Source organism: Paenibacillus sp. FSL L8-0158 (assembly GCF_038592965.1).
Lineage (GTDB): Bacteria > Bacillota > Bacilli > Paenibacillales > Paenibacillaceae > Paenibacillus > Paenibacillus polymyxa_D.
This window is the reverse complement of record NZ_CP151949.1, coordinates 4,546,797-4,570,690: the sequence shown is the minus strand read 5'-3', so window position 1 is coordinate 4,570,690 and position 23,894 is coordinate 4,546,797. Positions and strand designations below refer to the sequence as shown.

25 protein-coding genes and 1 pseudogene are annotated in these 23,894 nt (G+C 47.3%); 16 read left to right on the top strand and 10 right to left on the bottom strand.

What is annotated here, in order from left to right:
• Window positions 1-21 precede the first annotated feature (21 nt).
• A complete protein-coding gene (efeB, locus tag NSQ68_RS20130) occupies window positions 22-1,386 on the bottom strand; it encodes an iron uptake transporter deferrochelatase/peroxidase subunit (protein WP_342426989.1) in 1,365 nt (454 codons plus the stop codon).
• Window positions 1,387-1,391: 5 nt separating this feature from the next.
• Window positions 1,392-2,270, bottom strand: coding sequence for an iron uptake system protein EfeO (gene efeO / locus NSQ68_RS20125; RefSeq protein WP_342426988.1), 879 nt, complete (start codon window positions 2,268-2,270; stop codon window positions 1,392-1,394).
• A gap of 299 nt (window positions 2,271-2,569) precedes the next feature.
• Here efeO and NSQ68_RS20120 point away from each other — a divergent pair, with 299 nt between their 5' ends.
• From NSQ68_RS20120 to NSQ68_RS20100, 5 genes are all read left to right on the top strand, one after another.
• Window positions 2,570-2,803 carry a LuxR C-terminal-related transcriptional regulator gene (locus NSQ68_RS20120; protein ID WP_028541512.1) on the top strand — a complete coding sequence of 78 codons (234 nt, stop codon included), beginning with the start codon at window positions 2,570-2,572 and terminating at the stop codon, window positions 2,801-2,803.
• 433 nt (window positions 2,804-3,236) lie between these two features.
• Window positions 3,237-3,719, top strand: coding sequence for a hypothetical protein (locus tag NSQ68_RS20115; RefSeq protein ID WP_342426987.1), 483 nt, complete (start codon window positions 3,237-3,239; stop codon window positions 3,717-3,719).
• A 141-nt stretch (window positions 3,720-3,860) separates the two neighbouring features.
• A complete protein-coding gene (locus NSQ68_RS20110) occupies window positions 3,861-4,352 on the top strand; it encodes a hypothetical protein (RefSeq protein WP_013311697.1) in 492 nt (163 codons plus the stop codon).
• Window positions 4,353-4,440: 88 nt separating this feature from the next.
• The gene (locus NSQ68_RS20105) at window positions 4,441-4,704 is read left to right on the top strand and encodes a hypothetical protein (RefSeq protein ID WP_342426986.1); all 264 of its coding nucleotides are present in this window, start codon (window positions 4,441-4,443) and stop codon (window positions 4,702-4,704) included.
• Window positions 4,705-4,747: 43 nt separating this feature from the next.
• Complete coding sequence (locus NSQ68_RS20100; RefSeq protein ID WP_342426985.1) at window positions 4,748-5,155, top strand: hypothetical protein; 408 nt, start codon at window positions 4,748-4,750, stop codon at window positions 5,153-5,155.
• A 70-nt stretch (window positions 5,156-5,225) separates the two neighbouring features.
• Here the strand turns inward: NSQ68_RS20100 and NSQ68_RS20095 are convergent, their stop codons facing one another.
• From NSQ68_RS20095 to NSQ68_RS20075, 5 genes and pseudogenes are all read right to left on the bottom strand, one after another.
• On the bottom strand, window positions 5,226-5,840 hold the full coding sequence (locus NSQ68_RS20095; protein WP_342429145.1) for a methyltransferase domain-containing protein: 615 nt from the start codon (window positions 5,838-5,840) through the stop codon (window positions 5,226-5,228).
• A gap of 123 nt (window positions 5,841-5,963) precedes the next feature.
• A pseudogene (locus NSQ68_RS20090) lies at window positions 5,964-6,095 on the bottom strand (putative RNA methyltransferase); the annotation flags it as partial.
• A 244-nt stretch (window positions 6,096-6,339) separates the two neighbouring features.
• Complete coding sequence (locus NSQ68_RS20085) at window positions 6,340-7,695, bottom strand: dipeptidase (RefSeq protein ID WP_342426984.1); 1,356 nt, start codon at window positions 7,693-7,695, stop codon at window positions 6,340-6,342.
• 190 nt (window positions 7,696-7,885) lie between these two features.
• A complete protein-coding gene (locus NSQ68_RS20080) occupies window positions 7,886-8,062 on the bottom strand; it encodes a YjfB family protein (RefSeq protein WP_023990044.1) in 177 nt (58 codons plus the stop codon).
• A gap of 56 nt (window positions 8,063-8,118) precedes the next feature.
• Window positions 8,119-10,089, bottom strand: coding sequence for a methyl-accepting chemotaxis protein (locus NSQ68_RS20075; protein WP_342426983.1), 1,971 nt, complete (start codon window positions 10,087-10,089; stop codon window positions 8,119-8,121).
• 164 nt (window positions 10,090-10,253) lie between these two features.
• Between NSQ68_RS20075 and NSQ68_RS20070 the strand changes: the two genes are divergently transcribed.
• Window positions 10,254-10,670: a hypothetical protein gene (locus tag NSQ68_RS20070; protein ID WP_342426982.1), complete on the top strand. Its 417-nt coding sequence runs from the start codon at window positions 10,254-10,256 to the stop codon at window positions 10,668-10,670.
• Between the two features lie 221 nt (window positions 10,671-10,891).
• Here NSQ68_RS20070 and NSQ68_RS20065 read toward each other — a convergent pair whose 3' ends face one another.
• Together NSQ68_RS20065 and NSQ68_RS20060 are read right to left on the bottom strand one after the other, a co-directional pair.
• Window positions 10,892-12,019 carry an SGNH/GDSL hydrolase family protein gene (locus tag NSQ68_RS20065; RefSeq protein WP_342426981.1) on the bottom strand — a complete coding sequence of 376 codons (1,128 nt, stop codon included), beginning with the start codon at window positions 12,017-12,019 and terminating at the stop codon, window positions 10,892-10,894.
• Between the two features lie 257 nt (window positions 12,020-12,276).
• Window positions 12,277-12,990, bottom strand: a complete 714-nt coding sequence (locus tag NSQ68_RS20060) for a GT-D fold domain-containing glycosyltransferase (RefSeq protein ID WP_342426980.1) — start codon at window positions 12,988-12,990, stop codon at window positions 12,277-12,279.
• A gap of 215 nt (window positions 12,991-13,205) precedes the next feature.
• Here NSQ68_RS20060 and NSQ68_RS20055 point away from each other — a divergent pair, with 215 nt between their 5' ends.
• Genes NSQ68_RS20055 through NSQ68_RS20035 form a run of 5 tightly spaced genes read left to right on the top strand, consistent with a single transcriptional unit; the run spans window position 13,206 to window position 18,245 of the window.
• Window positions 13,206-13,913: a glycosyltransferase family A protein gene (locus NSQ68_RS20055; protein ID WP_342426979.1), complete on the top strand. Its 708-nt coding sequence runs from the start codon at window positions 13,206-13,208 to the stop codon at window positions 13,911-13,913.
• Window positions 13,914-13,932: 19 nt separating this feature from the next.
• Window positions 13,933-14,913 carry a polysaccharide biosynthesis protein gene (locus NSQ68_RS20050; RefSeq protein ID WP_342426978.1) on the top strand — a complete coding sequence of 327 codons (981 nt, stop codon included), beginning with the start codon at window positions 13,933-13,935 and terminating at the stop codon, window positions 14,911-14,913.
• Window positions 14,914-14,915: 2 nt separating this feature from the next.
• Window positions 14,916-16,265 (top strand): nucleotide sugar dehydrogenase, encoded by a 1,350-nt coding sequence (locus NSQ68_RS20045; RefSeq protein ID WP_342429144.1) that lies wholly within the window; start codon window positions 14,916-14,918, stop codon window positions 16,263-16,265.
• Window positions 16,258-17,133 (top strand): methyltransferase domain-containing protein, encoded by an 876-nt coding sequence (locus tag NSQ68_RS20040; RefSeq protein ID WP_307353389.1) that lies wholly within the window; start codon window positions 16,258-16,260, stop codon window positions 17,131-17,133. Before NSQ68_RS20045 ends, NSQ68_RS20040 begins: the two co-directional genes overlap by 8 nt.
• The gene (locus NSQ68_RS20035) at window positions 17,130-18,245 is read left to right on the top strand and encodes a glycosyltransferase family 2 protein (RefSeq protein ID WP_342426977.1); all 1,116 of its coding nucleotides are present in this window, start codon (window positions 17,130-17,132) and stop codon (window positions 18,243-18,245) included. The genes NSQ68_RS20040 and NSQ68_RS20035 overlap by 4 nt, the downstream gene beginning before the upstream one ends.
• On the opposite strand, the gene NSQ68_RS20030 is transcribed toward NSQ68_RS20035, so the two are convergent.
• The gene (locus NSQ68_RS20030; RefSeq protein ID WP_342426976.1) at window positions 18,237-19,115 is read right to left on the bottom strand and encodes a DUF72 domain-containing protein; all 879 of its coding nucleotides are present in this window, start codon (window positions 19,113-19,115) and stop codon (window positions 18,237-18,239) included. The two genes, NSQ68_RS20035 and NSQ68_RS20030, sit on opposite strands and share 9 nt — an antisense overlap.
• 253 nt (window positions 19,116-19,368) lie before the next feature.
• Between NSQ68_RS20030 and NSQ68_RS20025 the strand changes: the two genes are divergently transcribed.
• From NSQ68_RS20025 to NSQ68_RS20005, 5 genes are all read left to right on the top strand, one after another.
• Window positions 19,369-20,154 carry a class I SAM-dependent methyltransferase gene (locus NSQ68_RS20025; RefSeq protein ID WP_307353392.1) on the top strand — a complete coding sequence of 262 codons (786 nt, stop codon included), beginning with the start codon at window positions 19,369-19,371 and terminating at the stop codon, window positions 20,152-20,154.
• A gap of 22 nt (window positions 20,155-20,176) precedes the next feature.
• On the top strand, window positions 20,177-21,187 hold the full coding sequence (locus tag NSQ68_RS20020; RefSeq protein ID WP_342426975.1) for an MBL fold metallo-hydrolase: 1,011 nt from the start codon (window positions 20,177-20,179) through the stop codon (window positions 21,185-21,187).
• 75 nt (window positions 21,188-21,262) lie between these two features.
• The gene (locus tag NSQ68_RS20015; protein ID WP_342429143.1) at window positions 21,263-21,898 is read left to right on the top strand and encodes an SDR family oxidoreductase; all 636 of its coding nucleotides are present in this window, start codon (window positions 21,263-21,265) and stop codon (window positions 21,896-21,898) included.
• 341 nt (window positions 21,899-22,239) lie between these two features.
• Window positions 22,240-22,878 carry a TetR/AcrR family transcriptional regulator gene (locus NSQ68_RS20010; RefSeq protein WP_342426974.1) on the top strand — a complete coding sequence of 213 codons (639 nt, stop codon included), beginning with the start codon at window positions 22,240-22,242 and terminating at the stop codon, window positions 22,876-22,878.
• Between the two features lie 105 nt (window positions 22,879-22,983).
• A complete protein-coding gene (locus NSQ68_RS20005) occupies window positions 22,984-23,775 on the top strand; it encodes an SDR family oxidoreductase (RefSeq protein WP_342426973.1) in 792 nt (263 codons plus the stop codon).
• The last annotated feature ends 119 nt before the right edge of the window (window positions 23,776-23,894 follow it).

The following is a 23,894-nucleotide window of genomic DNA, read 5'->3' as shown; positions in this document are numbered from 1 at the left end:
AATCCCCTTCCTTGCCTGCTGCTAAAATAACGTATCCCCGATGTAGCCGCCTTGCGATACACCCGGGAAGCAGGCGAACACCGCACTGCCTTTGTGTACAATGTATTCGTTCAGTTTGTCATTGCGTGCAAGCTTCTCCTGAATATGAACGAACTGCTTGAACAGATCACGCTGGTAGCTGATGAACAGCAGTCCGGCATCCAGCTGTCCTGTTTGCTTGTCCAATCCGCTTGAATATGAATAAGACCTCCGCAAAATATTAATGCTCCCGTCCCCATGAGCCAAAGCCACATGAGAGGTAGGGGGCGTAACTCGCTTGCCTTCCGGATTTTTGGCCGCCAGATCAAGCTTGTCGAACTCCTTGACCTTACCGAGTGGGGCCCCGCTGCTGCGATGACGTCCAAAAGTATCCTCCTGGTCGCCCAATGTTGAGCGATCCCACACCTCTACCCGCATGCGTACACGGCGTACAGCCATATAGCTGCCGTCGCCCATCCATGCTGGTCCGTCACTGGTCTGTGTCCACACCAGCCGATTCATCTCGTCTGCCTTGGAGGTGTCCGGGTTCCCCGTACCGTCCTTAAAGCCCAGCAAATTGCGTGGTGTGCTTCCCGCAGGATCAGCTTGTGCTGTCCGCTGGAAGCCTTCCTGCGTCCAGCGAAGCACCGCCGTTCCTCTGGCGATACGCGCCAAATTACGCAGGGCATGGAAAGCGACCTGCAAGTCATTGGCACATACCTGTACTCCGATATCGCCGCCGCACCATTGCTCCTCCAGGGCATCCCCTTGAAAACGGGGCAGCTCACGGAACCCGGCAGGTTTAAGCCCTGCCAGGCCGTATCGTCCGTCAAAAAAGGATGGACCCACACCAAAGGTGATCGTCGTGCGGGATGGCGACAATCCTGCCGCCTCGCCCGTATCAGACGGAGGGAGGTTGAGATTTTCATTATCGTTGCCAATCAGCACGCCAGAAGTCATTGTAGCGCTTGCTTCTGTCCAGGCTTTGAAGAGGCTACGCACCTGTTCCTTGTCGCTGGTTGTTAGATCGAAAGCAGCGAAGCAGATGAAATCCTGTGCCGGAGTCACAATACCTGCCTGATGCTTCCCGTAAAAAGGGATTACATCTTTGGTATCCGCATCCGTCATCATGCTTTCGAGACGTTGACCGGCTGACAGCACGGCTCCCACGCCCCCGCCGCCAAGCAGGAGACCTAGTCCACCTACCCCGGCCAGCTTCAATAGGTCTCGACGTGATACGGATTTGCTTTTTCCTGACGATTTATCATCCACTAGCTTCGCATCCTTTTTTACCAGATCGGCCTGTTCATTATGAGATTCCGCATACTGCGGCTTTTCTTGCCCTTTTTGCCGCTTAAAGCCTTTCATATCATTTACACTCCTAACAATTTCCCCATTTGGGACAACGGTTCTGCCAAGGCATCGAGGTTTTGGCTCAGCTTTTTAACTTCTTCCGGTTTCAGTTTTGTATACGATACATAGCCTTCTCCGTCCTTAAAAGGAGCCAACTCCTGCTGTAAGGCCGTAAAGCGCTCACCGATTTGTTTTTCCAACGCCGCATCTTTTTGGTTCAGATCTGTTTTCAAAATGTCATATATCTTTTGCGCGCCTTCTACATTGGCAGCAAAGTCGTACAAATCCGTATGGGAATATCGTTCCTCTTCACCCGTCACCTTCGAGGTAGAGACTTCATTCAACAACTCGACTGCACCCGTTACCATCAGGCTGGCGTCAATATTAACTGTTTCTACCTTGGCGCGCAGCAGCTTGGCATCACTCAGCAGTCGGTCGGAGAACTCGTCCATTCCTTTGGTTGTGTTTTCTTCCCATAATGTTTTTTCAATACGGTGAAAGCCGCGCCAATCCGCTGCATCCACATCACCGTCACGTGCATCAATATTTGGGTCAAGGTCACCCAGCGCTTCTGCAATTGGTTCAATCCGTTCATAGTACATGCGTGCAGGAGCATACAGCGACTTGGCTTTATCCAGCTCGCCAGCTTTGACCGCGTTCGTGAATTCTTCTGTCTTCTTCACAAACGTATCGCATTGCTCGATGGCATAGGTGCGGTAAGCTGTTACCGCTTGATCAAAATTGGGAGCAGAAGCGGCAGGAGTCGTTGTCTGTGTTGTTGCTCCTGCATCTTTGGTCGTTGCAGCAGGCTGCTGAGTAGCAGTTCCGGTTTGTCCGCAACCTGCGAACAGAATAGAAGAGACCAACACTCCGGCCGGTAAGGCATAACGTAGTTTCATAATCAATGAACACCCTTTCTGGCCAAACTGGCCTGAACCATAGTCTGTTGCGCGATATCTATATCGAATTTTTATTTTGATAATGATTATCAGTCGCGGTTTTTCTTATCATAAGGCTGGCCCATATGCCTGTCAATACATAAATTAGACGCAGAGTCCAACCCTCCATCGAAGGGAGTTAGTAAGGTGCCTATGCCCATTTTTATCCGCATATTGAACCATACCTAAGCACATGACATAAAATGTGTTGACTGTATCCCTTAACCTTGTTACACCACACAAAACCCGAGCAAGGAGGGGTGAAATTGACGAAGGGTAACGACCATAAAAACAAGTTTTTGTTAACTCACCGTGAACGTGAAGTATTTGAACTGCTCGTGCAGGACAAAACAACACGTGACATCGCCGGACAGCTATTTATTAGCGAAAAAACGGTCCGAAACCATATTTCCAATGTAATGCAGAAACTGAACGTAAAAGGTCGTTCACAGGCGGTCGTGGAATTAATCAGGCTTGGCGAATTAAAAATCTGACCTCTCGTTCCTTGCGGGGTACAAAGTCTTCTCGATGATCCTTCGACAATGAAGGGTGGTCGGGAAGGCTTTTGTTTTGTGGTATGTAGAAAAGTAAAACGATTAAACCGCTGAAATATGTAGGAAATTGCGTGTAAATGATGTACTATATTGATAGAAGGAATAAACTACCATTAGAGATCATAGTGCAAGTAACAGGAGTGATCTAATCAGAAGAATGTACCACAAAGTTATACTAAGATAGAAATGCATCTGGTGATAGTCTAAGAATATAAATCCCTACAAAAACAGTATTCAGCATGACGACAGGATGGAAGATGGATTGAAGAAGAATCACAAGGCAGAAAAAGCTCATTGCTTCAGGTAGCAGGAAGTAGCTTTTGCCTAGAGCTACCTGTGGTATATTCTTGATCGGAGGTGAATGTTAAGACATATGACACCCAACCAACACTTGATGACTTATACGCTGAACAGCGGTATAAAGGGAACTGTCGACCTAACCAGTAAGCAGGTGCAGGAATGGATCAAAGCATATCGAATTGGCAGCAAGTTTGTAACGGTTGTGGGAAAACAGTATTTTGGTTTAAACCCTGAGTTGGTAGCAGATTTCAAGGTACATAATGAATACTCGGAGCAGAGAGAACACATATCCATAATACAGCCTGTAATGGAACACAAAGCTGTAGAGCTGGACCCACTGGTAGAGGCGTACAGCCAGTATAAAACATTAATTCAGGTAGAATGTAAATGTGGTGCTTTCTATATAGAAGAGTCACCGCATAAAAGAACCAAGTGGTCATGCAAGGAGTGTAATAACATTGTGTTCCTAGATCGTAAAAAGGGCATGGTGGATACGGATAAAGGCAAGGCATGGTACATGACCAACAAATACTATGTGGAAAGACAAAGCAACTGACAGATTGTCAGTTGCTTTCTAACCATATACTCACAATTCTTGTGTGCCTACCAAAATGATATAAGTCTTTTGGCAAATAATAAAATTGATGTTTTTTGCGCTTTGTAGTACATTATCAAGTGTATTATAAGGAGGCTTCTCATGTACGGACATAGACAAGATGATACTTTATACATCATGACTTACACATTAAATAGTGGTATCAAGGGCACAGTGCCTTTGTCTAATCAACAGATACAGGAATGGCTTGAGTGTTACAGAATCGGTAAGAAATTCGTAACCGAGATTGGCAAAGAGTACTTTGGACTGCATGCGGAACTGGTGGCTGATTTTAAAGTGCATAATCAGTATTCAAGCTATCAGGAGGTTATTATCCCCATTCAACAACCGGATACTGGCCTAAAAGAGTTGTCCCAGGCTTACAAATCAACAGAAACCTTAATTAAAGTAGATTGCAAATGTGGTACATCGTATGTTACAGAATCTCCCTTTAAGCGGACCAAGTGGTACTGCACCAAATGCCGGGAGATTGTTTTTCTCGACAACAAAAAGGGAATGGTGGATACTTCCAGAGGCAAGGCCCATTATATGACCAATAAGTATTTTGTGGAACGGGAAACAACTGGCGTATAAGCCGGTTGTTTTTTTGTTCGCAAGGTTTGTGTACGTCCTGACTTTTCAAAGCCGAATTGCGCTATAGTGAAAAAGGGGGCTTATGGAAATGTGGAGTATTTTGCTGAATCACGTTTTGTTGATAGGATTTCTGACTGTTTTGATTCAACGGATCTACAAGCATCGCTTTCATCAGCAAAATGGTAGCAGTTTTCTGCTATGCTTGTGGGGAATCTTGCTTAATCGGTACAATAGCTTGTTTGAACTGACAACGTTATATACGGTGTATACCGTTTTTTTTGCAGTAGGAGCACTGTTATTTGGAGGTTGCTGGCTTGTGCAGCTATTGGAAAAGGGGAAAGATAAATCTTGATATAAACGATAGTCAGGTGGTGAACGTCGTCCGGGAAGATCATATGAATGGTGCAAGAAAACGCATGAGCACGAACAATGTGTACATACACGAAACGCTTCATTTGGAACAAATCATAAGTGACCTGCGGGTGATGGGCTATGTGGCTTTTCATCATCATCCGCAAATCACAGGTGAGCTTGAAGAGCTGGAGGCGTTAAAAAAGCAACTATTGTCGTTTTTTCAACAGCATCAAGTATTGTGGATTGAGCTTGACCCGCTAACACAATATGTGGTGGTGAATAACATGGGGAAGGCCACGGTGCTCAAACTCATTGGACGGAAAATGAACCCGCTACGGGATCTGAGAGCAAACGCTGCTTTGGCTGGACAGCCGCTGCATGAGTTGGATCGGGAGATTGAACGGCTCAATCGGCTGGTTCACCTGTTGCGCTACACCCGTTTTTCTTAAGCGACAGAACTAACGTAAAAAAGCATTCACGAAGCATGGAGGGTCCCATGCTGTGAATGCTTTTTAGTATCTATTTTTTACCGCATAAGATGAGCAAATCTACTGTGACATACGGTAAATTTATTTCCTGCACTCGCTGCCAGTCTGCTTCCGTAGCTCCCCACGATAAGGGAGTCATATGGAGCAAAGGTTTCAAGAGGTCGGCATTTAACATAAAACGATAGGTTACCCGTTCGGCGGATAGAAGTTTAAAATGATCTTTAAATCGGCTTAATATATTGTCATTCGAATAAGCAGGCTTATTCTTTTTCTGTTCATACAAGCATCTCAATTCCCGAAGATAATATCGTTCGGGAATAACTTTCAGGACGCAGCCGTCCTCCGAAAGAATTCTTGTAAATTCAGCATAATTAGAAGGGGATAAAATATTGAGTACACCGTCAAATTGTTGATTTGAAAATGGACAATGAGCCAGATCGGCAACACACCAGAGGGGCTGAGGATATTCTTTGGCTGCGGCCACAATACCTTCTTTAGACAAATCCATACCTACGCTTGTTAGCTCGGTGATTCCCTTCCAAGTCAGCTTATCCTGAATGTGGCTCAAATGAGTGCCTTCCCCGCAACCTGCATCGAGCAAGTAAAGGTGTGATTTTTGATCAAACAGCGGCTTCATAAATTTCATTATAATGCTGCTTATCGCTTCATTTAAGGGATCGAAAAATCCGCTATTGCACATCATTCTTCTGGAGGAAAATAGTTGTTTATCATATTTGGTCTTATAGGACCGGGCGGCTAAATGTAAATACCCGTATTTTGAAAGATCATAGCAATGCTGACTCGTACATAGGAGGCTTTTACCTTCCACCATACGCATCGGTTGAGAGCATAGAGGACACCTAAAGAGATGTTCATGCTTACCAATCAGGCTAGCCTTCATCTCGTGTTTATTCCATTTGGACATAGAAAAGCACCTCGTTCATTCGTATTGGGTGAATGAAAAAAGGCACAGTCAAATAAACCCAATCCACTTTTCGAAAAAATGGTTGAGTTTTCATGAACTGTACCTCACATTACCGTAAACGAATGAACTGAATAATCATGTTGTGCAGCACTCCTCTAAAAAAATAGAAAGGGCTTTCGCCCTCTCTATTGTAACTTAGCCATTAGAAGTTGTCATGTGCTCACACAGATTTCAAAAACTCTACAATCGTCAGCAGACCTTTGTCGAAATTGTCCAAGTTAAAATGCTCGTTGGGCGCGTGCAGGTTTTCATCTGGCAAGCCAAAGCCCATCAGCACGACTGGGGCAGTCAGCACACGGGAGAAGGTTTCCACGATTGGGATAGAGCCTCCATCCTTGGTAAAGAGGGCGCGCACACCGTATACCTTCTCAAAAGCATCGGCCGCCGCTTGCAAAAACGCGTGTGACGGGTCGATGTTAAAGGCGTTCGCTTTCTCACCCTGTTGAATATCCAGAGTAGCTCCTGCCTGAACGTGGGTGCGCAAATGGCGCTCGATTTTGTCCAGAATGTCTTGCGGATTCTGGTTAGCCACCAAGCGGCACGTAATTTTAGCGTGAGCTTCTTTCGGAATGACCGTTTTCGTGCCTTCCCCTTGGAAGCCGCCGTATACGCCGTTTAGCTCCAGTGTCGGACGAGCCCCAACACGCTCAACGAAGCTGAATCCTTCTTCGCCATAGAGGGAATCAAGTGCAAGATCTTGTTGCAGCTTGCTCTCATTGAAGCCTTGCTTCACGAATTCTTCTCTCATCTCTGCCGATAATGGAGCAACATCGTCGTAGAATCCTTCGACGCTTACGCCGCCTTTGTCGTCATGCAGGGTTGCCAGCAAGGACACCAGAGCGTGCAGGGCATTCGGCACGCCGCCACCGAAAGAGCCGGAATGTAGATCTGTGTTCGCCGTGTGAATGGCGACTTCCAGTGAACATAGACCACGCAAACCTGTGCAAATGGCAGGCTTTCCTTTTTCGATCAAGGAAGTGTCGGACACCAGTACAGCATCGGCTGCCAGACGTTCAGCTCCAGTTTGCAAAAACTCAAGCAAGTTCGGACTGGATACTTCTTCCTCGCCTTCAATGCAAAATTTGATGTTCAGCGGCAATGTGCCTTCCTGCTTCAAAATAGCCTCAACTGCCTTAATGTGCAAGAAAACCTGTCCTTTATCATCTGTCGCTCCGCGCGCATACAATTTTCCATCACGGATGGATGGCTCAAATGGTGGTGTTTCCCACAGGTGAAGCGGATCTACGGGTTGTACATCATAGTGTCCGTACACGAGGATTGTTGGTTTACCAGGTGCGTGCAAATGATCCGCATATACCAGTGGGTGCCCTTTGGTTGGAATGATTTCAACGTTTTCCAGACCGGCAGCAGTCAGTTTGGCAGCCAGCCAATCAGCTGCTTGGTTAATGTCCTTTTTGTGTTCCGATAATGCTGAGATACTTGGAATGGACAACCACTCCTGTAACTCGCCCAGTTGTTGCTCTCTGGCTTTTTCAAAATATTCAGAATAACTCATAAACTATGTATCCTCCTTTTTCAATGTAAATCGTGTGAATGTTGCGCTATCCTCCGAACCGAGGTCGTGGACGATATGTCTAGTTTACTACGTTTTGTGCTGAACGAAAAATTGGGAGATAAAAAAACGATTCTACCCGGGTCTGTCCAGACCTGAGTAGAATCGCCCTTAACCAAGCATATGCATGTATTTACGCGCGAATGTCCAGTTGACCGCCAAGATGAGGTTGTACGCTTTTTTCCATCATCTGCACTAAGGCCTGTCCTTGCTCACTAGCCTGATCTTTAGCCATACTTAATACCTTCACACTTACGGCTTGGGCCAAGCTGGCCTGACTCATACCTGTTGATAATGCTGCGATATCCATGTTCCAACCCTCCTTCATTGTGAAGACTCTTTCTCTGTATTTATCGGTTGGAACGGTTATTTTGTTTCATCCAATTGGAATTGTGTCAGTAAATCCTGAAGCTGTTCTGCCAGACGGGTCAAATCTGCGGCAGACGAACCGATCTCTTCCATGGAGGCGAGCTGCTCCTCTGCGGCTGCGGACACGGTCTCCGTATGGGATGCCGCTTCTTCAGCGATGCGTGTAATTTCCTCCATGCTGCTGACGACTGTACTCGTTCCATCTGCGACTCCAGCGGTAGAAGCTGCGACGTTATCAAGCTGCTTCGCTGATTTGGCTACCGCTCTACGGATGCGGGAGAAGGAGCGACCGGATAGGTCAATGGAATTGATACCATCGCTTACGCGTTCCTTGGCGGATTCCATAGCTATCAAGGCTTCTGATACACCGCTCTGTATCCCTTGAATCTGTTCACGAATTTGTTGTGCGGAATGAGCTGAGTTTTCAGCCAGCTTGCGGACCTCTGTGGCCACGACAGCAAAACCTTTGCCATGCTCCCCTGCGCGTGCCGCTTCAATAGAAGCGTTCAATGCGAGCAGATTAGTCTGGCTGGCGATTTCCGTAATGACAGTGACAATCGTTCCGATTCGTCCAGATCGGTCATTCAAAGCACCGATAATGGTGTCCAGCTCTTCCACGGTAGTGCGAATGCCATCAATAGAAACGACGCTGTTGCCGATATGCTCACTGCCTGCATCCGACGCCTGAATGGCCTGTGCGGAGTAAGTAGTCATTTCAGCCATAGTTTCGGTCATAGCGGTGATGTCTGTTGCCATGCCGCTAACCCGTGTCTGATTAGCTTTAGCACTGCCCACTTGGCGTTCGCTGCCTGCAGCCACATCTTGAATGGCTATGGTCACATGCTCGATAGCTCGGGTCGTTTGTTCTGCACCTGCTGCCAGCTCTTGCGAGGATGCCGACAAATTGCCAGTCATCGCTTGAATTTCTTTAATCATGTTACGCAGGTTATCTACCATTTGTTGAAAATATCTTGATAATTCACCAATTTCATCTGTGCTGGTCGTAGCCACGTTAATTGAAAGATTACCTTGGCTGATGGCATCCATAGAATTACGCAATCTTTGGATGGGCTTAAGTATACTGCTGATTAGCCACATTGCGAGCAAACCAATGATGATGGCTGCAATCACCAATACTATGATCGTCGTGATAAGAATCGGTTGGGCGGAGGCACTGGTTTCTGCTTTGTCCATTGTTCCGGCAATTTTCCAGCCTGTCAGCGCATTGGTTTTGAAAATCAGGTGTTTATCTACGCCATTAAGATCGTAATTAAAGCTGCCTTCCTCAGAGTCAAACAGTTTGGGTATCGTTTCTCCCATTTTGGTACTTCCACTGACTTCTGTCGGGTGGGTAACGATACGTTTGGTACCATCTAATATCATAATATAGCCATTTTGTCCGATTTTTAAATTTGTGATTTCTTTCAAATTTTTTAGGTTCAGGGAAAGACCGAGAACACCGCTGTTGTCGGGAAGTGTACGTGAAATATACACAACGGGGATCTTAGCCGTATTGAGTCCGACAGGGCTGATTACGGTTTGACCGGGTTTCTCCAGGGCCTGTTTGTACCACGGGCGCTCACGAGGATCGTTTGTGGAGCCTACGGCTTTGCCAATAATGAGCTTACCTTCGGGGGTTCCTACAAACATATCAACAGCTTCCGCGTGCATTTTCAAATAGACTTGTAATCTTTTTAGAATGGCATCATCTGCTTCAGCACTGTTATCACTAGCCGTCATCGTTGTAGAGTAATATTCGAGATCCGCGATTTTGGCTTGAATCGTTTGAGTAACTGCACGATCGGATGCAGTAACGCTAGTTGTTGCACTATCAAGTAATTGGCGATCCGTCTGGGTATATGCTGCTTGATAAGAAAAAGAACTTACAATAATACTAGGAACAAGCATGACCAGAAGGAATGCTGCGGTCAATTTCTTGCGTAGTGTTAATGTTTTCAGTCGTTTCATCTAACCCCTGCTTTCTATCTATATATTCATTTCTAAAGCTTATATCATATGTATTTACTATCGGTTATTTTGAGCTGAATTAATAGATTTATTACTAATTTGTCCAATACGCCAAAGAATTTCTTGCATAACATGGAGTATCTTGCAATTTGGAGGGATATGGTATGGGTTTTTTTCTGGATATGAGAAGCTCCACCAATTCATCAAAGACAGGTGAAGGTCCCGATATTCAACTGGGTCCTATACCAGAGCGATTCGGTTTGATTACTCTGCGAACCTTTCTTGTGCCAGGTCCGATTGTGACTTTTAGTGGTTCCATTGGTCTAATCGGTGAGCTTGGCGATACGTATGCAGTTGAAATCGTGCGTGGAGCCGACTATGATCCGAGCGAGGTAGTCTACCGCGCCGAGGGGGTACTGGGCGTGACCGGATCTAATGAAACGCAAGCTTTTAATGCACAGGATCTGTCCGCTTCCTGGGCAATACAAACAGTATATTCTTCTTATATTTCTGGTGTATCGACCACTGTTCGTAACGGTCCAGAGGTATTCACGGGCATCGCTTCGACTCCGTTTCTGTAAATATATCAGGTAAATATTTCTTTCGTAAATGCTCGCTGCCTGTTCATGGTTCTCCTAGGATAGGCCGCTGCACCCAAGCTTAACTAGCCACGAGCATAGACAGACATCTGCCGCAGACTCGTGGCTATATTCTCAACAGCAACACCCAGAGCACAAATGACCTAGTTGTTACAATTTCCTTTATGAGCGTGTTCTACAGAGTTGATGGTGCTTCTCGGATTCTATTTCTTTAGAATCTCTAGCAAATACACTGTCAACTCATCTGCTGCTTTGGTATGGGCGGGGAGCCCGGGATGGCTGCGAGATCCTATCGTTTCTTCCGTCGTGTTAGGCAGTTGGAATACGGACACATTCCAATCCCTCGTACTTTTCTTGTACGCGTCTACCGCTCGGTAGATTGAAGGCATCATCGGAGTACCCAGCATCCCATAGGCCCACACAATATGAGCAGCAGGATTGCAGGTTCGAAGTTTGACAAGAAAACGTTCGATAGCGCTTTCAAAAGCTTGTAAATCTTCTTCATTGAATGTGCCATCCTCATTCAAGCGTTGCTTGTACACTTTCCCACTTACGGGGTCCGTCCATGCAGGAGAATAAAAGGCCCCACCGTCATTAGTCCCCAAATTCACTACGACCACGTCCGGCTGCCATGAGGTAAAATCATAATCGGCAAATGCCCCTAATGCTTCATTTCTCTCTCCGGTCAGCACACCACATACCTGCTCATAGTATGCCGGTATGTTCGCATGCGGATTATTATCCCAGCTTGTTAGGACACCCCATCCGCTTTGTGATAACACTCGGTAGTCCGCATTCAGTGCTTCGGCTGTTATGGCTGTATAATTGCGTAGTGCTGTGAACAGCATGGGAACCCAGTCTGTCTCCTCCTTCGCTCCAATTGTTCCTTCTCCCGAGGTAATGCTGTCTCCGATAAATTCCACTTTGAGGGGCTTATCAGTGACCGGTAGCAATTCTCCGTCGACCTTCAGGGCATGAATTTGCAACAAGCAGCGCGGGTCCGAACTCATAGGCTGGACATCCTTGACCACACGGACATTTTTGACTGTATCAGGGTTCAACCCTCTCAAAAGACAGATCCAATGCCGTCCTGCAGTCACCATCAGGCGACTCATCGGGACATCATTGATGACAATACTGATCCAGGGCTCATACACCTGGTAATCGGCCTCAATTTCAATCCACAGCTCTGAGCCTTTGATATTCAATTCAATGCCACTACCTGTCCAAAACAGAGTAAGAGGTGTACGTGTTTGCGTAGTTCGGCCATGAACCTTTACATACTTTGCTTTTGTAAGTGGGTATGTCTTCAATCTCTTGTTATGTGACATTTCAACACCCTCCTTATAATTTCTAAATGAATGCTAGTTTCTGTAATATTGTAAAAGAAGTGACAGGAAATCTCAAATTCTATTTCTAAACAAGCAAGGGCTCAAAACTTTATATGGATTATTCTTTTTGATCACGGACTGTAGAACCACATATGGTATCAAAAAGCACCAGCCAATTAAAATTCGCTGGTGCCTTTTCGATATACGGAGCAAGGATTTTTGCTAAGTATATTTTTTTACAAATATTATTTTATCTATTAATTAGCTTTGCCGAACATGACGATATTAATCGCCTTGCCGAAGTCTATACCTACTTTGCCAGTGAGTTCTGCTGTTTTTTGTGCTAACACGACTGCATTGACACCACAAGAGAACAGCGCAATGTCAAAGTCATCTTTGTGTACTGCGATCCATTGGAGTGTTTCAGGCAGTTGTTCATATTGATGAAATGCCAGTGTGTGGGCAATATGCAGCTTGTACGGATCGGCCTCAAGAACAGGCTTTACTTCGGTGGCCGTCCGGGTGACCAGCAGAATGCGTCGATTTTTTAGCATGTCCCAGAAAGCGGGTGTCCCAGCCAAATACCGATTCAGGCAGGCGTGGCAGGTCAGCGCGGGGGAAAGAGCATAGTGAGCAAAGACCTGATCGGTCAGCTCCCGCTTCATATAGGATGGTGCTTTAATAGATTCGTCATCATATGGCAAAATGCCAGTAATGGTGGCTTTGCTCACTGCCTCAGCCACCGCGTCCCGTAGTTCCGTATTTGGTAGAAACAGTCCCTTTTGACCGAGATTAGCTTTGACCGCCCAACGTTCCTGTAACACCTTTTCCATCGGCCAGACGGTATCCTGCGCCAACACCAAATTTTCACCATCTCCAATACGAATGAGCGAAAATGACTGGTGCTGATCGAGTGCCAGCTTCAAACGTTTCAGTACCTCGTCAATCTCCAGATACTTTGGATTCGTCATATCATGTTTCCTCCCTGTCGTTCCTGCTTGTTCAACTTTTCAGATGGAGTAAAAAACTTTGTATTCTATCATATGTCGAAAGTGAAAAGGTTTTTGTATGAACGGCTATTCTTTTTGGATTCTACCTATTTTTACAAGATTCGTTGCATCTGTACGTGCCGTTTCAGGAGTGTCTTCATAACTTGAGAGAAGACGGTTGAAAGGGAGGAAGATCAATGAATCGCAAGGTTGTAATTGAAATTAATTTTAATAACTATGGGATGAATCCCAACCGCCTGACACGTGAGTGGATCAGCGAGCGACTGGATATATTCAGAACCTTTACGCTGCGTAGTTTACTCAGTCAGACGAACGCAGATTTCTTATCTGTCGTCAAGTTGGCGGGCGGATGCAGTGACATCGTGGAAGAGGAGCTGGCCCGACATAAGCCTATTCCCGACCACATCCGTTTTGGTACGAGCATCGAAAGTAAACGTCGTATTCATGCGTACATCGAAGGCGCGGACGAACTGCTCATTGCTCGAATAGATTCCGACGATTTGTACCACCAGTCCTTTGTACAGCAGTTGCATGATTATAAGTTTCAACCGGAGACAGTTGCGCTGGTGAACCAGCTGGGTTACCTGTGGGATGCGGTTGAGGGCCAGATGGCACCGGTGTTTCACCGTTCTCCTTCCTTTTATGTGTTTCGCTATCAGGTAGAGGATTTTCTGAATGATTATCGTATCGTCATTCCTGGAAAAGGCACGCACGGATATGTAACAGAGCTGCCGCATGAGGTCATTCCGCTTCGCAACTATGTGAATGTCATTCATGCTGCCAATACTTCGGTGAAAAAAGTGCCAGCGAAGGATCGGCTGTCAGAGAATGAAATGAATGCTGTACTGGCTGAATTTCTGGGAACATACATTGCCAATTCGTAACGGTCAGGAGGAGATTATATTGTTCAAAGGAAAAAAACTGCTGGTGACCGGAGGAACGGGATCTTGGGGGCAACGCCTAACGGCTGAATTGCTGAAGGAGGGACCGGCGGAAATTCGTATTTTCTCACGCGGTGAATTTGCACAGATTGCCATGCAACGGCAATTTCAATCGGATCCTCGCCTGAATTTCATGATTGGAGATATTCGGGATCTTCAGGCATTGCAGGAGGCTTGTCGCGGGGTGGACTATGTATTCCATTTGGCGGCATTAAAGCATGTCCCTGTGTGTGAGAGACAGCCGGAAGAGGCTTTCAAGACGAACGTACACGGTACGGAAAATGTGATCCGGGCCAGTATTGAGCAGGGAGTCGCCAAGGTAATTGATGTCTCTACAGACAAGGCGGTAGACCCGGTGAATGTATATGGCATGACGAAGGCGATCGGTGAAAGACTGATGATTCGCGCCAACACTTTAAGTGAGCGTACTCGTTTTGTGTGTATTCGCGGCGGCAACGTGTTGGGGACAAGTGGAAGTGTCGTGCCTCTGTTCAAGCGCCAGATCGCGGAAGGGCAGGATTTAACGCTGACGAGCCCAGAGATGACACGCTTCTTCCTGACGCTCGGAGAGGCGATTGGTTTACTGTTGAAGGCTTCTGTCACGGCGATTGGTGGAGAGACGCTAGTGATGAAAATGAAGGGCTGTAATATTGCAGATCTGGCAGAAGTGATGAAAGAACAGGCAGGTCAGCCTGCGTTGAAAGTGAAAGAAATTGGCATACGTGGTGGAGAGAAACTGCATGAGGTGCTGATTTCACCCTATGAGGTGCCGCATACGTATCGCTACGATGATCGCTATTTTGTTATTCTTCCCCAGCAAGCAGACAAGCGCTTACTGAGCCAATACGGTGGATTGGAACGAGTGAGCTTCGATCAATATCGCTCGGACGATGAGTTAATGGATCGCGCTGGAATTGCTGAGCTACTGCGAGGCATGGAGTAATGATGAAAGAGGTGGGTATTTTGCAGCTTATGGAAAAAATAACTAAAGGAACTGTAAAGGTTGCGGTCATCGGCCTCGGTTATGTAGGGTTGCCTATGGCAGTGGAAATGGCAAAGGCTGGTTATGATGTATATGGTGTGGATTCTGATCCCGTCAAAGTAGCCAAGCTACTACAAGGAAAGTCGTACATCATAGACATTGGCGATGATGCATTGGAAGGTCTGATTGGACAGCAATTGCATCCGGTTACGGATATCAAGGTACTGGAGCAAGCGGATATCGTCGTGATCTGCGTGCCTACGCCGCTGACGGACGGACACCAGCCGGATACCTCCTATATTGAAACGGCTATTGATCAGGCTATACCTCATTTGCGTAGACAAACACTGTTGATTCTGGAAAGCACCACCTATCCGGGAACGACCGAGGAACTGATTCGACCGGTGATAGAGCAGCGCAGGGGCTGGACGGTAGGTAAGGATTTCTATGTGTGCTTCTCACCGGAACGTGTGGATCCGGGTAGCGTTCATTTTAACATTCGCAACACACCCAAGGTGATCGGCGGTTGCACGCCGGATTGTCTTGCAGTGGGAGCAGGGTTTTATGGGTCCTTTTTGGACCAGATTGTTCCGGTAAGCTCGACGACCGTGGCGGAAGCCGCCAAGCTGTTCGAGAATACGTTCCGCAGCGTCAACATTGGAATGGTCAATGAGTTGACAGCCGCCTGTGAAAAAATTGGCATCAATATATGGGAGGTACTGGATGCAGCGGCAACCAAGCCATTCGGCTATATGCCTTTTTATCCGGGACCTGGCATCGGGGGGCACTGTATCCCGGTTGATCCGCTATACTTGTCATGGAAATCCGAGCAGCATGGTTTTCCACTGGAATTCGTGGACTTGGCAGATCGCATGAATCGGCGTATGCCGCTGTATATTGCGGAGCGAATTGAAGCTATGCTTGCTCAGAAAGGTAAAGCCATAAACAAGGCCAAAATCATTCTCGCAGGTGTGGCCTACAAAAAGGACATTGATGATGTTCGGGAATCCCCAGCTCTTGTCCTGTTTGAACATCTAATAAAATTGGGAGCTTCGGTGAGCTTCACCGACCCGTACGTATCGAGCTTTAGGCTGAACGGTGAAGCAATCTCATCTCGAACAGCAAATGCCCAGCTATGGAAAAGTGCAGATATCGTAGTCATCACGACAGACCATTCTGTGGTGGATTACCAACAGCTGGTCGACCATGCCCCGCTGGTCTTCGATACACGTAATGCGACTGCACATTGTACAGGTGGACATGTCGTGATCTTGGGGCATCCCGGTGATGGAGGGGGCGCCGCTGTTGGCTAACCGTGATCAGGTAAATGAACGTTATTACGGGCAGATCAATTCGGAGGAATCTCATGAAGCCACCCGCAATAGAATTCACTGGATTTGCCGCCATGTACAGGGTCATACTGTGCTGGATGTTGGGTGCAGTCAGGGCATAACGTCCATTTTGCTCGGGCGGGAAGGCTTTGAGGTAACGGCTATTGATTTGGAAGAGGGCAGCATTTCTTATGCAAAAAAAGAACTTCGTCAGGAATCCGCACCCGTCCGGGGAAGAGTCCACTTTCAGTTAAAGGACATTTCACAATTTGAGCGTCCTCCCGGTGGATTTGACACCATTATTTTAGGGGAGATTTTGGAACATTTTGCGCATCCCGACAACCTGCTGGCTCATGCTTACCGCTTGTTGAATAAAAAGGGTACGCTCGTCTTGTCTGTACCTTATGGTTACCATCCGTTTCATGATCACAAGCGGACTTACTATGCCGGGAGCCTCTCCCGTGTGTTGTATCCTTATTTTGATGAACAAGCGCTGGAGGTGCATCACAAATATTTGTGCTTTGCAGGCCGCAAGAAGTCGAAAGAACTGCGTGAGGTCAAACCAGAGGCAGCGCATCTGAATGAGTGGATGAAACTGGACGAGGAGCAATTTCGACTGGTGGAGCAGCAGCATGTTCGCAAAATGAATCAGCGAAAGGCTGCACTCGACAAGGCGGTACAGCGAATCCGGCATATGGAGGAACAACTTTTGCCGATGGAAAGGTATGCACGTGTCGAACAGCTAGACAAGACGCAGGCTGAAAGGAGAGGTGCATATACTGATGGCGAGTCTACCGGAAAAACGACGGGAGAATCAGCCAAAGGTAAAGGGGATGACGTGAAGTCATGACTGAGCATCCAATGACCATCAGCTTGTGCATGATCGTAAAGAACGAGGAGCACACACTTACCCGCTGTCTGGATTCGGTCGCAGACCTGATGGATGAAATCATCATCGTAGATACAGGATCGACGGATCAGACAAAGACGATAGCGGCCCGCTATACGGATCGGCTATATACATTTGAATGGAAGGATGATTTTGCAGCCGCCCGTAATGAATCATTTGACAAGGCGACGTGTTCCTACGTCATGTGGCTGGATGCGGACGATGTGCTGCTGGAGCCGGATCGTGAGCGCCTGCGTGCCTTGAAGCAGCGTTTGTCTAAGGATATCGACGCAGTGGTAATGCCACTTCATTTGGCAGAGGGGGAGCAGGGTGAACTGTTGTTCACCTCACGCCGTATCCGTCTCGTGAAGCGCGAGCGACAATACCGATGGGAAGGGCGTCTGCATGAGGATCTGGTGATACCTCAGGGGCAAATCGTTCATTCAGATGTGGCAGTAACACACCGACGAATGCAAGACCACACGCTCCGTAACCAACGTATTCTCGCCCGGTGGATCAGCGAAAGCGGCAAGCTGGAGGGGCGTCTGCTGTATTTTCACGCCAATGAATGTTTTGACCGTAAAGAATATGCCGAGGCGGTAGAGGCGTTCAATCTTCTATTGGAGGAGCCGAGCGGCTACCGTGAGGATCGGATTACCGCTTGTGCGCGGTCGGCGGAATGCTATCTACACCTCGGGAAGCCGGAGCAACAGCTGGATCGTCTGTTACGTTCCTTTCGATACGGTGTACCGCAATCAGACTTGTGCTGCATGATCGGTGATTGGTTTTTCACAAGAAACGAATGGAGCACTGCCGCATACTGGTACGAAAAGGCATTGGAGCAACAGCATCACCTTCCGGGTATGCGACCTGTTCCACTACCCTGCTACTCCTGGTTACCTCATGTGCGGCTCAGCCATTGCTATGCCCATGTAGGTAAGCTGAACGCTTCGTATAAGCATAACCAAACCGCTTTACGCTATTTACCTGACGACCCGCATTTACTGGATAATGCACGCAAGCTCAAGGAGGCTATTTCCAACTCTCCACCCTCAGCCCGTTCCTCAAAATAGTTCAAGCTGTTCCGGCCCGTTATCCTCTTCGGGTGGCTTGCGAGGTGGAAAAGGTTTAGGGTGCATGCCGAGCATGGTCATGAGTTGCTTGGCATTAGTAGCGGCGTCTCCACCTGAGTTGTTGTTAAAAATAACACACACCTCACGGCTTTGCTGCTCCAGCTCCAGCAATCTGTCTCTCCACTCGGTCAACTCTTGTTCATTGTAACGGTACAGATAACGAACCTCCCGCCAATTCGGCGCAGAGCTTTGATTCCAGCCGGATATGTTCCGTCCGTGGAGACGTACGATGGTCAGATTACCGTCTGTAGCCAACGGCACAATGGGAACAGACCCTGGTCCTGCCTGCGGCTCGTCGCATACGCTGTGTATCCAGCCTTCTTCACGCATGAATGCCAGCGTTTGTTTCCGAAAATCGGGTGTGAACCAGCTTTGATGTCTGAATTCAAGTACGGATGGGACTTCTCCCATCCTTTTTTTCGTGTCTCGCAGTACAGCGACATTTTCACGTGTACAGTCGAACCAGGGCGGGTACTGAAACAGCACGGCTTTGAGCTTGCTGGCTTCGCGAAGAGGCTGTATAGATGCATGCAGTGCTTCGTACATGTCATCTATTGTTTTGAAGTAAGGCTGCTTGCCGCGGGTATGTCCAGTCATGCCTTGATAGGCTTTGACGAGAAATGAAAAAGAGTCAGGGGTTTCCGCCGCCCAGCGTGCCATACGATCTGTGGGCTGCACCGCATAGAAAGAACTATCCATCTCTACTACCGGAAAATGGCTTCCATAGACGCTTAGTTTTTGGTTAGCTTTGGTGCCCGTTGGATACAAGTCATCATGATCGCCCCAACCCGTAAGTCCAATTTGAATCATAACTTCCCGGCTCCTTTCCTACATGAATACTTCGAAAGGCGTTCCCATGAACCATTTTAATGATAAAATGGGGTGAATCGCTTGAAGTTGGTATGAAGTTCCTATGATTATTTAAGCTCAAATACGGTTATTGTAACACGGTTTGATGTTCAGATTTTGTAAAAACCTTATTCGTAATGCTTTTGAGTTTCCAGTTTGAAAAAGCTAATATAGTATGTAATAGAGCGAAATGAGTTCATGGAGGAGAAACGATATGGCAGAATGGTACGAGCAAAGCTTTGGGGAAGATTATTTATTGGTATACAAGCATCGCGACTTTCAGGGAGCCTATCAGGAAGTGCAAAAAATGATCTCCTGGCTCAAATTACCGCAAGGCTCCAGCGTATTGGATTTATGTTGTGGGATGGGACGTCATTCGCTTGCGCTCGCAGATGCAGGTTATCAGGTGACAGGTGTGGACCTTTCCAATGTGCTGCTGAGAGAAGCACGTGCAGCAGATTCCGAAGGGCGGGTAAGTTGGCATCAAGGGGATATGAGAGAGGTGCCGCTGGATGAAAGCTATGACGCGGTGATGAATTTGTTCACCTCCTTCGGTTATTTTGAAGAGGATGAGGAGCAGCTTAAAGTACTAAAGGAAATATATCGGCTGTTGAAGCCGGGAGGACGCTTTATCATAGATTATTTGAACCCTGCTTACGTAACCGCTCATTTGGTACCGCATTCGTCACGGGAGGATGAAGGGAATTGGATTGAGGAGCATCGGGTCATTGAAGATGGCTTTGTGAAAAAGCAAATTGCGATTCGGTCAGCTGCATCCGTTACGGGCACTGAGGCAGCCTCTGCTCTGGGAACGACTCCTACTGAGGGAGAACCTGCGCGCGTGTATCATGAACGAGTGAAGCTATATCCATATGAAAAGTTTCGTGGATTGCTAGAGCAAGCCGGACTATCCGTAGAGCAGGTACACGGAAGCTATAATGAAGATCAATATATCGAAGATGCTTCGCCTCGAATGATTTTTGTCGGCGTGCGGGCTTGAAACAGAAAGGCGGATGGAAGCCATGAAATTGCCAGAGCTTACACCGTGTGAGCGAATAGACGGAGGCTTTCAGGTCAAAATATCCATGTCCTTTCCGCTGCGCTGGGTGAATAGCTATGTGCTCAAGGGACAGCACGGTTTTACCATTGTAGACCCGGGGCCGCGCAATATGGATACCGAGGCAGAATGGAGGCATGTCTTCCAACAGTTGGGGATGTCCTTTGGGGATATTTCGGACATTGTGGTCACTCATCATCACCCCGATCATTATGGATTGGCGGGCTGGATGCAGCAGCAAAGTCAGGCTCGTGTACATATGTCAGCCCGAAGCCATAAGGAAGCGATGATGATGTGGAACGCTCCAGAATCGACGGTTGCTATGGAGAACAGGCTTCCCAGCTTTTTTGTCCAGCATGGTTTTCCTTTGGAGCAAGTGTCGGCCTTGGAATTACATATGCGGCAGGCATATTTACAAGTGAATCCACAGCCTGAGATTACCGTTATTCCTACCGGAATGAACGCTCGTCTGGAATGGGGTGGACGCAGTTGGCTACCCGTCGAGACGGGAGGGCATGCGCCCGGACATGTGTCCTTATATGACCCCAATAGCGGCGTTATCCTCTGCGGTGACGCAGTTTTGCCGCAGATTTCTCCTAACATCAGTCTGCTGCCGGGCAGTGATGCCCAGCCGTTGAATTCTTATGTAGACGGCTTGCAGCGTCTAGGTGAGCTGGAGGTAGCGTGGGCATATCCGGGGCACCGCAATCCGTTTGGTTATTTTCGGGAGCGGACGCAAGCGTTGCTGGCACATCATGAAGAACGGCTGGAGAAATTTCAGCAGCTGATCCAAGCTGAGGGCAGCACAGCCTATGAGCTGTGCATTGCCATGTTCGGTGGCAAGCTGGGTATTCACCAGCTAAGGTTTGCCATGTCCGAGACGCTGGCCCATCTGGTGGAGCTGGTGCGCCGTGAACGGGCCTTTATGAGCGAGACGAACCCAATCACGCGTTTCTATCCCCTTTGCCGTCAATAGTCGCGGAAAGTTGACCAACAAGGGGCATAACGAAGCAACATGACAAGCGGCATGCATGCCGGAAAAGAGGATTTTATGAATTTGCTGCTGCTGGGAGCTACCGGACGCGTAGGACGGTATATATTAGATTATGCGTTAGCGGACGGTCATACCGTTACGGTCCTTGTTCGTTCACCGGACAAGCTGGAGGATTACATACCTGGATACGGGAATCAGCTGCAAATCGTACAAGGCGATGCCACTAATGCAGAGGAAGTAGCACAGGCGCTGAAGGGTGGGACGACGACTGTGATCAGTGCGCTGAATACGGATGGAACGACTACCTTATCCGTTAATATAGCTCTGTTGATCCGGCTCATGCAGGAGCAGTCCATTTCTCGGCTCATTACGGTAGGAACGGCAGGAATTTTGCAAAGCCGGACCGAACCGGACCTGTATCGTTACGAGTCCTACGATACCCGACGACGCAGCACTCGTGCGGCCGAGGAACATCGGCGAGTGTACGAATTGCTGCGTGAATCGGCACTAGACTGGACAATCGTATGTCCAACCTATCTGCCGGATGGAGCGCGGACAGGTATTTATCGCGTGGAAAAAGATTTTTTGCCTGAAGGTGGGTCACAAATTACCACCGCGGATACGGCTGATTTTACTTATCGGCAATGCAAGAGTTACGAATTTATCCGTACACGGGTAGGCATTGCCTACTGATTGTGGACGCCCAATATAGCTTCATTTTTAAGTATTCAAGCAGAGGGCGATAAGTGTCCCTACTTATGGCGTCCTTTTTTTATTTGACAAACACTCAGGCTTAGAATACTATGATTCTTAACGGAAACACTGTTTCCTAAAATCTTGCGTAGATCTTTAATCTATTTATAGTAGTAACAAGCAACAGTTTTTAATAAGCCAGGATTTTGCAAAATTCGATTCCAGTCGCTCCGAAGTGCGATATATATACGAACTAAACCATTTCGATCTATATCTTGATCATTGGAAGTCGCTTATGGGATTTTTGCAAAATCCTCAAGCAAAAGGAAGTGCATTGAATCATGTCCGAGCCATCGCATCCCTATAAAACCTATTCGGAAGTGAAGCTACAGCAGCAGCAATTGCTACGTAAAAATGTCATCGATGCCGCATGCATCCTTCTTGTGGAAGAAGGACCTGAGGCTGTGACTGTACGGCGAGTTGCGCAGAAATTAAGCTGTTCCACCAAGATCATTTACAATATTTTTGGCAGTAAGGATGGTCTTGCCAATGAGATGTACCTGGATGGATGTCGGCTATTGGCTGAAACCTTTCAGCAAGTACCTGTTACCGAAAGCGTAATCGCTGATCTGGAAGCTCTATGCTGGGCGTATTGGGAATTTGCGCAGCTCCATTCAGCCTATTATAAAATGATGTTTGGCGGAGCATTATCTGATTTCAAGCCGGATGAACAGAGCTTGGAGGGTACTACAACGGCACTGTCACGCATCCTGCAAACCGTCATACACGCTATGGAGCAGGGAGCATTGAAAGAGCATGACCCGTTGCTGGTTGTCCGGATGTTTTGGTCTGCTTTACATGGGGTCATACATCTTCAGTTTGCAGGTCATTTTTCAGATGTAGATATGGCTCAAGGGGTGTATACATTTACACTGAAGAATACGCTCGTAGCATTTAAAACATCCTCATCCCCATCGTAAATATGAAGTGTGCTGAGGTCGTCATAATAGATGACTTCAGTTCATTATAGAGTAGTGGTAACAATGTTTCTAAAATAAAACAACGATACTATGGAGGTTATTATCATGTTTATGTACGCAAACAAAACAGCTCTGATCACAGGGGCATCATCCGGTATTGGCGAGGCATTTGCCTATTCGCTCGCAGCTAAGAAATGTGACCTCATTTTGGTAGCTCGGAATGAAACCAAATTAGAAGCGCTGGCCAAGGAACTCATAGCTAAATATAACGTAAAAGCAACAGTGATTGCGCTGGATCTTTCCACACCCGGAGCACCTCAAACATTGCATCAGGAGGTTCAAAAACAACAGCTAAAGGTAGATCTCCTGATTAACAACGCGGGTTTTGCCACCTATGGATACTTTGAGCAGGTTTCAGGAGAACGACAGCATGAGGAAGTGATGCTCAATGTGGCTGCTTTAGTCGATATCACACATGCATTTATGCCTGATTTATTGCGTAAGCGGGATGGTGGATTAATCAATGTTTCTTCCACAGCTGCATTTCAGCCCGATCCTTATATGGCCGTATATGGAGCAACCAAAGCATTTGTGCTTTCTTTTACTGAAGCGCTATGGGCCGAGAATCGGAAACGGGGGCTTAAAGTTTTAGCCCTTTGTCCGGGATCAACAGAAACGCCGTTTTTTGATATTGTTGGCGCAAGTGAAGCATCAATTGGAATTAGGGAAACTCCCCAAACCGTTGTGAAGAACGCGTTGAGAGCATTTGAAAAGGGGCGTAGTCACATCATTTCCGGGCGCCAAAACTATTGGGTAGCTCAGGTGTCCCGGCTCTTCTCTCGTCAATCCACGCTGGGAATTGTAGAACGTGCACTGCGTCCACAAAATGGATTGTAATTTATGTATGAAGGTAGTCTGAGCTTGAAATGTTAGGTTTGCCAATGAATAAGCTGTGAGTATTATGCACCGGGTCTGATCGTTTATAGCTCGACTCGAATCAGACCCGGCCTTCCAAT

What these genes read in the sequence shown, in the direction of transcription:
- NSQ68_RS20020 (WP_342426975.1), top strand. Translation starts at nt 20,177, where the DNA reads ATGAAATTGCCAGAGCTTACACCGTGTGAGCGAATAGACGGAGGCTTT.
- NSQ68_RS20080 (WP_023990044.1), bottom strand. Translation starts at nt 8,062, where the DNA reads ATGGATATCGCAGCATTATCAACAGGTATGAGTCAGGCCAGCTTGGCC.
- NSQ68_RS20065 (WP_342426981.1), bottom strand. Translation starts at nt 12,019, where the DNA reads ATGTCACATAACAAGAGATTGAAGACATACCCACTTACAAAAGCAAAG.
- NSQ68_RS20100 (WP_342426985.1), top strand. Translation starts at nt 4,748, where the DNA reads ATGAATGGTGCAAGAAAACGCATGAGCACGAACAATGTGTACATACAC.
- NSQ68_RS20030 (WP_342426976.1), bottom strand. Translation starts at nt 19,115, where the DNA reads ATGATTCAAATTGGACTTACGGGTTGGGGCGATCATGATGACTTGTAT.
- NSQ68_RS20085 (WP_342426984.1), bottom strand. Translation starts at nt 7,695, where the DNA reads ATGAGTTATTCTGAATATTTTGAAAAAGCCAGAGAGCAACAACTGGGC.
- NSQ68_RS20055 (WP_342426979.1), top strand. Translation starts at nt 13,206, where the DNA reads ATGAATCGCAAGGTTGTAATTGAAATTAATTTTAATAACTATGGGATG.
- efeO (WP_342426988.1), bottom strand. Translation starts at nt 2,270, where the DNA reads ATGAAACTACGTTATGCCTTACCGGCCGGAGTGTTGGTCTCTTCTATT.
- NSQ68_RS20095 (WP_342429145.1), bottom strand. Translation starts at nt 5,840, where the DNA reads ATGAAATTTATGAAGCCGCTGTTTGATCAAAAATCACACCTTTACTTG.
- NSQ68_RS20010 (WP_342426974.1), top strand. Translation starts at nt 22,240, where the DNA reads ATGTCCGAGCCATCGCATCCCTATAAAACCTATTCGGAAGTGAAGCTA.
- NSQ68_RS20110 (WP_013311697.1), top strand. Translation starts at nt 3,861, where the DNA reads ATGTACGGACATAGACAAGATGATACTTTATACATCATGACTTACACA.
- NSQ68_RS20060 (WP_342426980.1), bottom strand. Translation starts at nt 12,990, where the DNA reads ATGACGAATCCAAAGTATCTGGAGATTGACGAGGTACTGAAACGTTTG.
- NSQ68_RS20075 (WP_342426983.1), bottom strand. Translation starts at nt 10,089, where the DNA reads ATGAAACGACTGAAAACATTAACACTACGCAAGAAATTGACCGCAGCA.
- NSQ68_RS20025 (WP_307353392.1), top strand. Translation starts at nt 19,369, where the DNA reads ATGGCAGAATGGTACGAGCAAAGCTTTGGGGAAGATTATTTATTGGTA.
- NSQ68_RS20035 (WP_342426977.1), top strand. Translation starts at nt 17,130, where the DNA reads ATGACTGAGCATCCAATGACCATCAGCTTGTGCATGATCGTAAAGAAC.
- NSQ68_RS20115 (WP_342426987.1), top strand. Translation starts at nt 3,237, where the DNA reads ATGACACCCAACCAACACTTGATGACTTATACGCTGAACAGCGGTATA.
- NSQ68_RS20005 (WP_342426973.1), top strand. Translation starts at nt 22,984, where the DNA reads ATGTTTATGTACGCAAACAAAACAGCTCTGATCACAGGGGCATCATCC.
- efeB (WP_342426989.1), bottom strand. Translation starts at nt 1,386, where the DNA reads ATGAAAGGCTTTAAGCGGCAAAAAGGGCAAGAAAAGCCGCAGTATGCG.
- NSQ68_RS20045 (WP_342429144.1), top strand. Translation starts at nt 14,916, where the DNA reads ATGAAAGAGGTGGGTATTTTGCAGCTTATGGAAAAAATAACTAAAGGA.
- NSQ68_RS20070 (WP_342426982.1), top strand. Translation starts at nt 10,254, where the DNA reads ATGGGTTTTTTTCTGGATATGAGAAGCTCCACCAATTCATCAAAGACA.
- NSQ68_RS20015 (WP_342429143.1), top strand. Translation starts at nt 21,263, where the DNA reads ATGAATTTGCTGCTGCTGGGAGCTACCGGACGCGTAGGACGGTATATA.
- NSQ68_RS20105 (WP_342426986.1), top strand. Translation starts at nt 4,441, where the DNA reads ATGTGGAGTATTTTGCTGAATCACGTTTTGTTGATAGGATTTCTGACT.